The following is a 13,099-nucleotide window of genomic DNA, read 5'->3' on the forward strand; positions in this document are numbered from 1 at the left end:
ACAGACTTCAACCATGCCTGCTGACAAGCAGGGCGGAACCGAAATAGGAGACTTACCGTGACAACGGCTGTAACCATTCCCAGGCACGGGGGTACTGGAGGGCGTACGGCCGTTGCCGCGCGAGCGCGGCAGGTCGTCAAGGCTTACGGATCGGGTGAGACCCGGGTCGTCGCGCTCGACCACGTCGATGTCGACATCGCCCGCGGCCAGTTCACCGCGATCATGGGCCCCTCTGGCTCAGGCAAGTCGACGCTGATGCACTGCCTCGCCGGTCTCGACACGGTGAGCGGCGGCCAGATCTATCTGGACGAGACCGAGATCACCGGGCTCAAGGACAAGAAACTCACGCAGCTGCGCCGGGACCGCATCGGCTTCATCTTCCAGGCGTTCAATCTGCTGCCCACCCTCAACGCCATCGAGAACATCACGCTGCCGATGGACATCGCGGGGCGCAGACCGGACGCGCAGTGGCTGCGGCAGGTGGTGGAGACCGTGGGTCTCGCGGACCGGCTCAAGCACCGGCCGACGCAGCTCTCCGGAGGCCAGCAGCAGCGGGTCGCCGTGGCGCGTGCCCTGGCCGCGCAGCCCGAGATCATCTTCGGTGACGAGCCGACCGGGAACCTCGACTCCCGTGCGGGCGCGGAGGTGCTGGGCTTCCTGCGCAAGTCGGTCTCCGAGCTGGGCCAGACCATCGTGATGGTCACGCACGACCCGGTGGCCGCCTCGTACGCGGACCGGGTGCTCTACCTCGCGGACGGCAGGATCGTGGACGAGATGTACGGCCCGACGGCCGACCAGGTCCTCGACCGGATGAAGGACTTCGACGCGCGCGGGCGGACGTCATGACCGTCTGGAAGACCTCGATGCGCAACTTCTTCGCGCACAAGGGACGGATGGCGCTCTCCGCCGTCGCGGTCCTGCTGTCGGTCGGCTTCGTGTGCGGCACGCTCGTCTTCACCGACACCATGAACGCCACGTTCGACAAGCTCTTCGCGGCCACCGCGTCGGACGTCACGGTCAGCCCCAAGTCCGCCAAGGGCACCGACAACAGCACCCAGAACGGCAAGCCGGATTCGCTGCCCGCCTCCGCGGTGCGGCAGGTCGAGAAGGCCGACGGGGTGCGGTCGGCGCAGGGCGGCGTCAGCAGCATGAACGTGACGGTCGTCAACAGCCACAACAAGGACATGGGCTCCAGCAGCGGCGCTCCGACGATCGCCGGCAACTGGACGACCGACGACAACAAGTCGATGGAGATCACCTCCGGCCACGCGCCGCACGGCGCCACAGAGGTGATGGTCGACGCGGACACCGCGAAGAAGCACCACCTCAAGCTGGGTGACGAGCTGCGCACGATCACCGTCAGCGGTGACATCAGGGCCCGGATATCCGGTATCGCCACGTTCAAGGTGACCAACCCCGGTGCGGCCGTCGTGTACTACGACACCGCCACCGCGCAGCGCGAACTGCTGGGCGGCCCAGGCCTCTTCACGAGCATCTCCGTCAACGCCGAGTCCGGGGTGAGCGATGCCCGGTTGAAGCAGAACGTGGAAGCGGTGCTGCACGGCCCGTACAAGTTCGAGACGCAGAAGGAGAACGCGGACGCCAACCGCTCGGAGGTCGGCTCGTTCCTCGACGTGATGAAGTACGCGATGCTCGGCTTCGCCGGAATCGCCTTCCTTGTCGGCATCTTCCTGATCATCAACACCTTCTCGATGCTGGTCGCCCAGCGCACCCGTGAGATCGGCCTGATGCGGGCCCTCGGCTCCAGCCGCAAACAGGTCAACCGCTCGGTGCTGGTCGAGGCGCTGCTCCTCGGTGTCTTCGGCTCGCTCCTCGGTGTCGGCGCCGGTGTCGGCCTGGCGGTCGGGCTGATGAAGGTGATGAGTTCCGTGGGCATGGACCTGTCCACGGAGGACCTGACGGTCAAGTGGACGACTCCGCTCGTCGGCATGCTGCTCGGTGTCATCGTGACGATCGTCGCCGCGTACATCCCGGCCCGCCGGGCCGGGAAGATCTCCCCGATGGCCGCGCTGCGGGACTCCGGTACGCCCGCCGACGGCAGCGCCGGCCGGCTCAGGGCGGCGATCGGCCTGGTGCTCACCGGAGGCGGTGCGGCGGCGCTGTTCGCCGCGGCCGCCGCGGACAAGTCCGGCCAGGGTTCGCTCTACCTCGGCGTGGGCGTGGTTCTCACGCTCATCGGCTTCGTGGTCATCGGCCCGCTCCTCGCGGGTGTCGTGGTCCGGGGGATCAGCGCGGTTGTGCTGCGGTTCTTCGGCCCGGTCGGGCGGATGGCCGAGCGCAACGCGCTGCGCAACCCGCGGCGTACGGGAGCGACGGGCGCCGCGCTGATGATCGGGCTCGCACTGGTCGCCTGTCTGTCGGTCGTCGGCTCGTCGATGGTGGCCTCGGCCACCGATGAGCTCGACAAATCGGTCGGCGCGGACTTCATCGTCCAGAGCGGCAGCGGCCAGCTGATCGTGCCGCAGGCCCAGAAGGCACTGGAAGCGACGCCGGGCATTGAGCACGTCACCAACTACAAGGCGGTCGACTCCAGGCTGACCGCGCCCGACGGGAAGAGCGAGGACGAGTCAGTCATCGCGGCCGACCCGACGTACTCGCAGGACCTGCGGCGCGAGACCGTGTCGGGCGACCTCTCGGCGGCGTACGGCAAGGACGCCATGTCCGTCGGTGACGCCTACGCCAAGAAGCACCACATCAAGGTCGGCGACACCATGTCCGTCGCGTTCAAGGGCGGCCGGACGGCGAAGCTGAGGATCGCGGCCATCACCTCGGACGATACGAGCGTCGACAAGGGCGCGATGTATCTGAACATCACGACGGCCGCGCGGTATGTGCCCGCAGCCAAGATGCCGCCGAACGTCATCATGTTCGCCAAGGCCAGGGACGGCCAGGAGAAGGCGGCCTACGCCGGGCTGAAGAAGTCCCTGGCCAAGTACCCGCAGTACAAGGTGCAGGACCAGACCGACTTCAAGCAGGATCTGAAGGACCAGATCGGGCAGCTGCTCAACATCGTCTATGCGCTGCTGGCCCTGGCGATCATCGTCGCGGTGCTCGGTGTGGTGAACACGCTGGCCCTGTCCGTCGTCGAGCGGACCAGGGAGATCGGCCTGATGCGGGCGATCGGCCTCTCGCGCCGGCAGCTGCGCCGGATGATCCGGCTGGAGTCGGTGGTCATCGCGCTCTTCGGTGCGCTGCTCGGCCTGGGGCTCGGGATGGGCTGGGGCACATCGGCCCAGAAGATCCTCGCCCTGGAGGGCATGGGGGTCCTGGAGATCCCGTGGCCCACGATCATCACGGTCTTCGTCGCCTCGGCGTTCGTGGGCCTGTTCGCCGCCCTGATCCCGGCGTTCCGGGCGGGCCGGATGAACGTGCTGAACGCGATCGCGACCGACTGACGCGGCGCGGGTGCGTCTCTGTTCCGGGCCAGGCTCGGTACGGAATGCCGGTACGGGATGCCCGTCCGGAATGACCGGGTCCGCTGACCGGGGGGCCGGGGGTACGGGGGCGGGCGGCGGGGGACAACGGGGGTACGGGGAAGGATTCAGCCCCGGTGGACGCCAGGCGCGTCGGCCGGGGCTGGATCGTGTCCGCTGCCACGCATCTCCACCGGAGAGCATCAACCGGGCGGAGGTGACGACCGGGGCGAGGTGGCCGGGGCGGTGGGCGTCTCCCTCACCGTGCTGGCGGACGTGGCGCCGGACGGGCGGGACGGTGAGGCCGAGCCGGACCCCATGGACGGGCCCGGGCGCTCGCTGCCGGCGGAGTGGCGGGGGCTCGGCGGCGCGGCGGGGAGCGCGGGAGGGCCGGGCTGGAGCTGCAGCAAGGCCGCCACGACCCCGCTCGCCAGGACGCACACGGTGCCGGCGGCGGCCGACGCCAGGACCCGGCGCCTGCGTCCGGCGCCCCGCGCCGAGATGTACGCGGCGGGTGCGGGTGCGGCTGTCCGGCCCGCCGACTCGGCGGCCTGTTTCATCGCACGGGCCAGAGCGTGATCGGACCTGTGAGCCGACCGGTCGATGGACCTGTCACCGGACCCGTCAGCGGACTCGCAGGGGGACGCCCAGTCGGATGTGCGGCCGGACGTGCCGTCGGATCCACGGCCGGGCCCGTTCTCGTACGCGGGCTGGTACTCGGTCTCAGACACCGTGTTCCTCCTCGGAGAGATGCGGCGCGAGCGAGGCGCGGGCGCGGGAGAGATGGGTCTTGACGGTTCCCGCCGATATCCCCGTCTCGGCGGCCACCTGCTCGACCGTGAGGTCGCACACGTAGTGCAGGACCGCCACCCGCCGCTGCCGCTCGGTCAGCTGCCGCAGCGCGGACACCATCGCGACGGTGCCCGGATCGGGCTCGGGCACGGTCGCGGGGCGGGTGTCGCTGTGCCGGCGCCAGGCCTCGGCGCTCCGGCCACGCCTGCGCCAGCGGCTCACCGCGAGCCGCCAGGCCACGGTCCGTATCCACGCCTCGGGGCCGGCGTCCCGGTAGAGCGCGGAGCGCCGGCCCCAGGCCCGTACGAATGCCTCCTGCACCACGTCCTGGGCCTCATGGAGGTCGCCGGTCATCAGGTAGACCTGTCCCACCAGCTGTTTCGCGGAGTGAGCGTAGAACTCCTCGAACTCCTCGACGGTCATGCGGCTCCCAGGCGTGGACAGATCTCAGATCTCAGACGTGGACGGGTCACGGGCAGGTCATCGGGCAGGGTCATCGGACAGGAGGCAGCGGGCAGCGGGCAGGTCATTGGCCCCGGACCGGTCTGGTCTCATGGATGAATACGACGGAGAGGCCGGTCCGGTTGACAGGGGAAGCCGACTTCTTCGTGAAGTCGTACGCTGGAGAGCCCCCGGCCCGTAGGACGTGTCGGGCCCTTCGCGTTGCACACCGCACCATCCGAACCGTCCGTACCGCCTGAACGATCCGCACCCCCTGAGTATCCGCACCACCACGGCAACACCCCCGACCGCCCCTGCCCGCCACCATCTGATCTCCGGATCCACCGGACGGAAAGCGTTCTTCATGAGCCTGCACGGTCTGCTCGATGCCGCCATCTCGGACCCCGCGCTCGCCGAAGCGGTGAAGGCCGCCGGCGACGGGCACCGGATGCATGTCGATCTGGTCGGCCCGCCCGCCGCCCGGCCCTTCGCCGTAGCCGCGCTGGCCCGCGAGACCCGCCGCACGGTGCTGGCGGTCACCGCCACCGGCCGGGAGGCCGAGGATCTGGCCGCCGCGCTGCGCTCGCTCTTCCCGGCGGACCAGCAGGACGCGGTGGTGGAGTACCCGTCCTGGGAGACGCTGCCGCACGAGCGGCTCTCGCCGCGCTCGGACACGGTGGGGCGGCGGATCGCGGTGCTGCGCAGGCTGGCGCACCCGAGCGCCGACGACCCGTCCGCCGGGCCGGTCAGCGTGGTCGTCGCGCCGATCAGGTCCGTACTCCAGCCGCAGGTCAAGGGGCTCGGCGACCTGGAGCCCGTGGCGCTGCGACAGGGTTCGTCCGCCGATCTGGGCGACATCACCGAGGCGCTGGCGGCCGCCGCGTACGCGCGGGTGGAACTGGTCGAGAAGCGCGGCGAGTTCGCCGTCAGGGGCGGCATCCTCGATGTGTTCCCGCCGACCGAGGAGCACCCCCTGCGAGTGGAGTTCTGGGGTGACGAGGTCGAGGAGATCCGTTACTTCAAGGTCGCCGACCAGCGCTCGCTGGAGATCGCCGAGCACGGGCTGTGGGCGCCGCCCTGCCGGGAGCTGCTGCTGACCGACGACGTACGGGAGCGGGCGGCCGCGCTGGCGCTGGCCCACCCCGAGCTGGGCGAGCTGCTCGACAAGATCGCCGAGGGGATCGCCGTCGAGGGCATGGAGTCCCTGGCTCCGGTACTGGTCGACGACATGGAGCTGCTGATCGATGTGCTCCCGGCCGGTTCGATGGCCGTGGTCTGCGACCCGGAGCGGGTGCGGAGCCGGGCGGCCGATCTGGTGGCGACCTCGCAGGAGTTCCTGCAGGCGTCGTGGGCGGCCACCGCGGGCGGGGGCGACGCGCCGATCGATGTGGGCGCCGCCTCGCTCCGGGGTATCGCCGAGGTCCGGGACCGGGCGCGGGAGCTGGGGATGATGTGGTGGGCGGTGAGCCCGTTCGCCGCTGACGAGGACATCGCCGACGACATGATCAAGCTGGGGATGCACGCCCCGGAGACGTACCGCGGCGACACCGCGCGGGCCCTCGCCGACACCAAGGGCTGGATCGCCGACGGCTGGCGCACGGTGTATCTCACGGAGGGCCACGGCCCCGCGAGCCGTACGGTCGAGGTCCTGAGCGGCGAGGGCATCGCCGCCCGGCTCGACGCGGACCTGGCCGAGCTGACCCCTTCGGTCGTGCACGTCTCGTGCGGCTCCATCGACCACGGGTTCATCGACCCGGCGATCAAGCTGGCGGTGCTCTCCGAGACCGACCTCACCGGCCAGCGCACCGCGTCCAAGGACCTGGGCCGGATGCCGGCCCGGCGCCGCAAGTCCATCGACCCGCTGACGCTGGTGACGGGCGACTTCATCGTCCACGAGCAGCACGGCGTGGGCCGCTACATCGAGATGGTGCAGCGCACGGTGCAGGGCGCGACCCGTGAATACCTGCTGGTCGAGTACGCCCCGGCCAAGCGCGGCCAGCCGGGGGACCGGCTGTACATCCCCACCGACCAGCTGGAGCAGGTCACCAAGTACGTGGGCGGCGAGGCCCCGACGCTGCACCGGCTCGGCGGCTCCGACTGGACGAAGACCAAGGCGCGCGCCAAGAAGGCGGTCAAGGAGATCGCCGGGGACCTCATCAAGCTCTACTCGGCGCGGATGGCGGCTCCCGGTCACTCCTTCGCCCAGGACACCCCGTGGCAGCGGGAGCTGGAGGACGCCTTCCCTTACGTGGAGACGCCCGACCAGCTCTCCACGATCGCCGAGGTCAAGGAGGACATGGAGAAGACGGTCCCGATGGACCGGCTGATCTGCGGCGACGTCGGCTACGGCAAGACCGAGATCGCGGTGCGCGCCGCTTTCAAGGCCGTCCAGGACGGCAAGCAGGTGGCGGTCCTCGTGCCGACCACCCTCCTCGTACAGCAGCACTTCGGCACGTTCACCGAGCGGTACGCGCAGTTCCCGGTGGTCGTGCGGGCGCTGAGCCGTTTCCAGTCGGACACCGAGGCGAAGGCGACCCTGGAGGGCCTGCGGGACGGCTCGGTCGACATGGTCATCGGCACGCACCGGCTCTTCTCTTCGGAGACGAAGTTCAAGGACCTGGGCCTGGTCATCGTCGACGAGGAGCAGCGGTTCGGTGTAGAGCACAAGGAGCAGCTGAAGAAACTGCGCGCCAACGTCGACGTCCTGACGATGTCCGCGACGCCCATCCCCCGTACGCTCGAAATGGCCGTGACCGGGATCCGCGAGATGTCGACCATCACGACACCCCCGGAGGAGCGGCACCCGGTGCTGACCTTCGTCGGCCCGTACGAGGAGAAGCAGATCGGCGCGGCCGTCCGCCGTGAACTGCTGCGCGAGGGGCAGGTCTTCTACATCCACAACCGGGTCGACTCGATCGACCGGGCCGCCGCCCGGCTGCGCGAGATCGTCCCGGAGGCGCGCATCCAGACCGCGCACGGGCAGATGGGTGAGAGCGCGCTTGAGCAGGTCGTGGTCGACTTCTGGGAGAAGAAGTTCGACGTCCTGGTCTCCACGACGATCGTGGAGTCCGGGATCGACATCGCGAACGCCAACACCCTGATCGTGGAGCGCGGCGACAACTTCGGCCTCTCCCAGCTGCACCAGCTGCGCGGCCGGGTCGGCCGTGGCCGCGACCGCGGGTACGCGTACTTCCTGTACCCGCCGGAGAAGCCGCTCACCGAGACCGCGCACGAGCGGCTGGCGACGATCGCGCAGCACACCGAGATGGGCGCGGGTATGTACGTCGCCATGAAGGACCTGGAGATCCGCGGCGCGGGGAACATGCTCGGCGGCGAGCAGTCCGGCCATATCGCGGGTGTCGGCTTCGACCTGTACATCCGGATGGTGGGCGAGGCGGTGGCCGACTACCGCACGGCGGTCGACGGGGGAGCCGAAGAGGAACAGCCGCTGGAGGTCAAGATCGAGCTCCCGGTCGACGCGCACGTCCCGCACGAGTACGCGCCCGGCGAGCGGCTGCGCCTCCAGGCGTACCGCGCGATCGCCTCCGCGACCACGGACGAGGACATCAGGGCGGTACGCGAGGAACTCACCGACCGGTACGGCAAGCTGCCCGAGCAGGTCGAGAACCTGCTCCTTGTGGCGGGGCTGCGGATGCTGGCGCGGGCCTGCGGGGTCGGCGAGATCGTCCTCCAGGGCCCCAACATCCGGTTTGCGCCGGTGGAACTGAGGGAGTCCCAGGAACTGCGCCTCAAGCGGCTCTATCCCCGTACGGTCATCAAGGCGGCGGCCCACCAGATCCTGGTGCCGCGCCCGACGGCCGGGAAGATCGGCGGAAAGCCGGTGGTGGGCCGCGAACTCCTGTCGTGGACCGGGGAGTTCCTGGCGTCGATCCTGGGGTCGTGAGGCGGGGAGCGTTTGGAAGGGGGCGTTCAGGCGGCGTTCCGCTGCGCGGAGGCGCGCCCGACAAAAGGTCAAACCGGTCATTGTGTACTGAAAAGCTATAATAACCGCATTTGTCTCTGCTGTCGGATCTCCGCACCCTCCAGGGGAACGCATGAGCGCGCAGAACGGTACGGACACGGGAGCGACGGCGGCGCCGGGAGCCGGGGCCCGGGCGGGCCGGCTGCGGCGGCTCGGGGAGTGGTGCGCCCGCCATTTCGTCGTCGTCATCGTGGCCTGGCTGGTCGCCCTCGGCGTGCTCCATGCCCTCCAGGGCAGCTTCGGCGGCACGTACTCGGACGACTTCTCGCTGCCTGGTACGCAGTCGAACAACGGCGCCCAGGTGCTCAGCCACCACGACCCGGCGGCCGGCGGGATCGGCGCGCAGGTGGTGCTGCACGACGGGAAGAAGTCCCTGACCGGCTTCCAGAGCCAGATCGACCAGACCGTCAGCTCGCTGCAGAAACTCCCGCACGTCCTCTCGGCGGTGAACCCGCTGCCTGCCTCGTCCTCGTCGCCGCCCACCGGCGCGCTGTCCTCCGACGGGAAGACCGGCTACATCACCGTCCGATTCACCGCTAACCCCACCTCGTTCGGGACGTCGTACCTCCACGGCGTGGACTCCGCGGTGTCGCCACTGCGGGCCGCGGGCGTCGAGGTCGAGTACGGCGGGCCGCTCGGGGAGCTGGCCCGGCCCAAGGCCACCGATCTGACCAGTGAGGGCATCGGGTTCGGGGTGGCCGTGGTCGTCCTGCTCATCGGCTTCGGCAGTGTCATCGCCGCGGGGGTGCCGCTGGTCACCGCGCTGATCAGCGTCATCGTCGGGCTGAGCTGTCTGGCGCTGCTCGCCGCCGCGTTCACCTTCGCCAGTGTCTCGCCGACCCTCGCCACGATGATCGGGCTCGGCGTCGGGATCGACTACGCACTGTTCCTGATCACCCGTCACCGGCAGCAGCTCATCGACGGCGCCGACCCGGTCACCGCGGCGGGGCGGGCGGTCGCCACCAGCGGCCGGGCCGTGCTGGTCTCCGGCTGCACGGTCGTCGTCGCGCTGGCCGGGCTGTACGTGTCGCAGGTCAGCTTCATCGGCAGACTCGGGGTCGCGTCCGCCGTCACGGTCGTCACCGCGGTGATCGGCGCGGTCACCCTCGTACCGGCGCTGCTCGGGCTCGCGGGGCGCCGGATCGACCGCTACCGGGTGCGGAAGCCGGTCGCCGAGGGCCCGGCCGAGCAGGGTGCGGAACCGGCCGCGAAATCCGCGGGGCCCGCGAAGTCCGCGGGTCGGGTCGGCGGCTGGCACCGTTACGCACAGCGCATCGAGCGCCGCCCGTGGTGGTTCCTGGTGACCGGAGTGGTGATCGCCGGGGTGCTGGCGATCCCGCTGTTCTCCATCCGGCTCGGCCACATCGGTGACGGCGCCGACCCCACCAGCTTCACGGACCGGCGTGCGTACGACCTGATCGCCAGTGGGTTCGGGCCCGGCGCCAACGGGCCGCTGACCCTCGTCGTCGACCAGAGCAAAGTGCCGTCGAGCGACCGGTCGGCGCTGGCGGACAGTCTCAAGAAGGCGCTCACCGACGTCCCCGGCGCGGCGAGCGTCAGCAGCCTCAAACCCACCAGCGACGGCCAGGTGCTGACGGGGTCGGTGGTCTCCCGCACCTCACCGCAGGACGCCGGAACCAGCACACTGTTCAAGAACCTCAAGAACACCATCCTGCCCAACGCGGTGGCCGGGACCGCCGCCACGACCTATGTGACGGGCACGACCGCGGCCCAGCAGGACTTCCTCGACATCATCGCCGCCCGGCTCCCGCTCATCATCGCCGTGGTCGTCGCGGTCGCCTTCGTCATCATCCTGGCGGTGTTCCGCGGGCTCCTCGTGGCGCTCAAGGCCGCCGTGCTCAACCTCCTGTCGATCGCGGCGTCCTACGGAGTGGTCGTCGCCGTCTTCCAGTGGGGGTGGGGCGGCCCCTCGCTCGGCGTCCACGGGACGGTGCCGATCGAGAGTTACGTCCCGATGATGATGTTCGCCATCGTCTTCGGGCTCTCCATGGACTACGAGGTCTTCCTGCTCGCCCGGGTGCACGAGGCCTGGGTGCGCACCCGCGACAGCAGGGGCAGCGTCGCGCACGGTCTGGAGATCACGGCGCGCGTCATCAGCTGCGCGGCGCTCATCATGGTCAGCGTCTTCGCCGCGTTCCTCCTCAGCGACAACATCGTGGTCAAGATGCTCGGCCTCGGACTGGCCGTCAGCGTCCTCATCGACGCGACGGTCGTCCGGCTGCTGCTGGTCCCCGCCGTGATGACCCTGCTCGGCAGCAGCGCGTGGTGGACGCCGCACTGGCTCGACCGGGTGCTGCCGCACATCGACACCGAGGGCGAGCGCCAGGGGGCTGCCGGGGCCGGCTGAGCGTGTGCAGGATTGCGCGGTTCTAGGATTGTGCGGTCCCGACCCCTATCCGCCAGGACGGCTCTCCTTGATACGTACGCGCTCCGCCCTCCCCGCAGTTGTGGCCGTCGCCACCGCACTCGCCCTCGGCGGCTGCAAGGCCGGTGACGGCTCCTCAGGTTCGTCCGGGCCCGCGGGGAAGGCGCCGCACGGCTCCGCGCTCGCCGCCGCCGACGCCCTGACCGTCAAGGGGCGTGCGCCCAAGACCGGTTACGCGCGCAAGGAGTTCGGCAGCGCCTGGTCGGACACCGACCACAATCACTGCCCGACCCGGGACGACGTGCTCAAGCGCGATCTGCGGGATGTCCGGTACAAGAGCGGTGACTGCCAGATCACTTCGGGAACGCTGGTCAAGGACCCCTACACCGGGACGACGATCAACTTCGTGCGCGGGCACAGCAAGGTCGACATAGACCATGTCGTGGCACTCTCCGACGCCTGGCAGAAGGGCGCCCAGCAGTGGGACAGGACCAAGCGGACCGCCCTCGCGAACGATCCGCTGAACCTGCTGGCGGTCGACTCCTCCACCAATCGCAGCAAGGGCGACGGTGACACGGCGACCTGGCTGCCCGCGTACAAGCCGGCGCGGTGCGGCTATGTCGCACGGCAGGTGGCGGTGAAGAAGAAGTACGGGCTGTGGGTGACGGGCGCGGAGAAGAACGCGATGAAGCGGATCCTCTCCGGCTGCCCGTCCGAGAGACTGCCCACCGGCTGACCCCGGCACCGGGCTGTCGGGACCGCCGGGCTGACGCGACCGCCGGGCTGTCGCGGGGTCCGGGTGATGTAACTACCGGGCCCCCGCGATCAGTTCTCTGCCGGCGGCGCCCAGCGGATCCGGGTCGCGCACAGGGAGACCAGGAGGGCCGCGGCCGCCACGGCGCCCATGCCCCACACCAGGCCGCCGGCGTTCGCGATGAAACCGATCACCGCCGGCCCGGCCAGCAGGCCGACGGTCCCCATCGCGGCGACCAGCGCCAGCGCCTCCGGGCCCTGCCGCGCGGCGGCGACATACACGCAGGGCGTCACGGCCGCCACCCCCAGGCCGACGCAGGCGAATCCGATGAGCGCCGGGACCACGCCGCCGACCAGCAGGGCGAGCGCCAGGCCCACGCCCGCCAGCACGCTGCCGGTCAGCACGATCCGCCCGTCGCCCCAGCGGGTGCGCCAGCCGTCGGCGAAGACGCGGGCCAGCACCATCATGACCGAGACGACGGCGATGCCCAGCGGGGCCACCGAAGCCGCCGCCTTGAGCACGTCCTTCATATAGAGCGCCGACCAGTCGTTCATGGCGCCCTCGGTCACGGTGCCGAACGCCATCGCGCACCCCATCCACAGCGTCAGACGCGACGGTACGGAGAGTCGTCGCCGGGTCGTCGCCTTCTTCTTCTCCGGCTGCCGGCTCTCCGGCTGCTGGTCCTCCGTCAGTAGCCCGGTCTGGGCGAACCCGACCAGCAGGAGCAGGATCGCGGCCGCCGTACCGAAGTGGACGGCCAGCGACGTGGTCAGCGTGTTCACGCCGGACGCCAGCAGCGCCGCGCCCAGCGAACCGGCGCTGAACGTCGCGTGCAGTCTGGCCATGGCCGTACGCCCGTACGTGGTTTCGAGCGCGGCTCCCTGCGCGTTCATGGCCACGTTCAGACAGCCGACGGCGATTCCGTCGCAGCCCACGATGACCACGGCGACCGGATAGTTCGGCACCTCGGCAAGCGCCAGCAGGAGCAGCCCGAGGCAGAGCGCGGAGAGCGAGGCGAGGCGGCGCGAGCCCAGGCGCCTCATCAGTACGGTGACGAGCGGGAACGAGACCGCCGCACCCGCACCGCAGGCCATCAGCAGCAGACCCAGTTCCGCCTCGGTCAGATGGAGCTGTGCCTTGAGGGTGGGCAGCCGCGATGCCCAGGTGCCGTACTGGAAGCCCAGGAAGCAGAACAGCGCGGCGATCGCCACCTGCGCCCGGCGGAACGGATCGCGCACGCGGATCAGATCGAGCGGCCGCCGCCGGGCGGCCGGACTCGGCTCGGTGGCGGGGTCGACGTCCGGTTCCAT

General features: G+C 70.2%; 8 protein-coding genes. 6 read left to right on the forward strand and 2 right to left on the reverse strand.

Translation table 11 applies throughout. The features are described from left to right. Window positions 1-57 precede the first annotated feature (57 nt). From OG452_RS21280 to OG452_RS21290, 3 genes are all read left to right on the forward strand, one after another. A complete protein-coding gene (locus OG452_RS21280) occupies window positions 58-846 on the forward strand; it encodes an ABC transporter ATP-binding protein (protein WP_327297181.1) in 789 nt (262 codons plus the stop codon). After that, the gene (locus tag OG452_RS21285; protein WP_327297182.1) at window positions 843-3,416 is read left to right on the forward strand and encodes an ABC transporter permease; all 2,574 of its coding nucleotides are present in this window, start codon (window positions 843-845) and stop codon (window positions 3,414-3,416) included. The genes OG452_RS21280 and OG452_RS21285 overlap by 4 nt, the downstream gene beginning before the upstream one ends. Before the next feature lie 264 nt (window positions 3,417-3,680). Then, window positions 3,681-4,013, forward strand: a complete 333-nt coding sequence (locus OG452_RS21290) for a hypothetical protein (RefSeq protein ID WP_327297183.1) — start codon at window positions 3,681-3,683, stop codon at window positions 4,011-4,013. Between the two features lie 144 nt (window positions 4,014-4,157). Here OG452_RS21290 and OG452_RS21295 read toward each other — a convergent pair whose 3' ends face one another. Then, window positions 4,158-4,649, reverse strand: a complete 492-nt coding sequence (locus OG452_RS21295) for a SigE family RNA polymerase sigma factor (protein WP_327297184.1) — start codon at window positions 4,647-4,649, stop codon at window positions 4,158-4,160. Window positions 4,650-5,031: 382 nt separating this feature from the next. Here OG452_RS21295 and mfd point away from each other — a divergent pair, with 382 nt between their 5' ends. The 3 genes from mfd (at window position 5,032) to OG452_RS21310 (ending at window position 11,771) form a co-directional block, all read left to right on the forward strand. Next, the gene (gene mfd, locus OG452_RS21300; protein WP_327297185.1) at window positions 5,032-8,571 is read left to right on the forward strand and encodes a transcription-repair coupling factor; all 3,540 of its coding nucleotides are present in this window, start codon (window positions 5,032-5,034) and stop codon (window positions 8,569-8,571) included. A gap of 151 nt (window positions 8,572-8,722) precedes the next feature. Next, window positions 8,723-11,017 carry an MMPL family transporter gene (locus tag OG452_RS21305; protein ID WP_327297186.1) on the forward strand — a complete coding sequence of 765 codons (2,295 nt, stop codon included), beginning with the start codon at window positions 8,723-8,725 and terminating at the stop codon, window positions 11,015-11,017. Window positions 11,018-11,084: 67 nt separating this feature from the next. After that, window positions 11,085-11,771, forward strand: coding sequence for an HNH endonuclease family protein (locus tag OG452_RS21310; RefSeq protein ID WP_405561436.1), 687 nt, complete (start codon window positions 11,085-11,087; stop codon window positions 11,769-11,771). Window positions 11,772-11,860: 89 nt separating this feature from the next. Here OG452_RS21310 and OG452_RS21315 read toward each other — a convergent pair whose 3' ends face one another. Beyond that, window positions 11,861-13,036, reverse strand: coding sequence for an MFS transporter (locus OG452_RS21315; protein WP_327299717.1), 1,176 nt, complete (start codon window positions 13,034-13,036; stop codon window positions 11,861-11,863). Window positions 13,037-13,099: the final 63 nt, after the last annotated feature.

Source organism: Streptomyces sp. NBC_01197 (assembly GCF_036010505.1).
Classification (GTDB): Bacteria; Actinomycetota; Actinomycetes; order Streptomycetales; family Streptomycetaceae; genus Streptomyces.

Coding starts and splice junctions, on each gene's coding strand:
- OG452_RS21295 (WP_327297184.1), bottom strand. CDS start 4,649: ATGACCGTCGAGGAGTTCGAGGAGTTCTACGCTCACTCCGCGAAACAG.
- mfd (WP_327297185.1), top strand. CDS start 5,032: ATGAGCCTGCACGGTCTGCTCGATGCCGCCATCTCGGACCCCGCGCTC.
- OG452_RS21305 (WP_327297186.1), top strand. CDS start 8,723: ATGAGCGCGCAGAACGGTACGGACACGGGAGCGACGGCGGCGCCGGGA.
- OG452_RS21285 (WP_327297182.1), top strand. CDS start 843: ATGACCGTCTGGAAGACCTCGATGCGCAACTTCTTCGCGCACAAGGGA.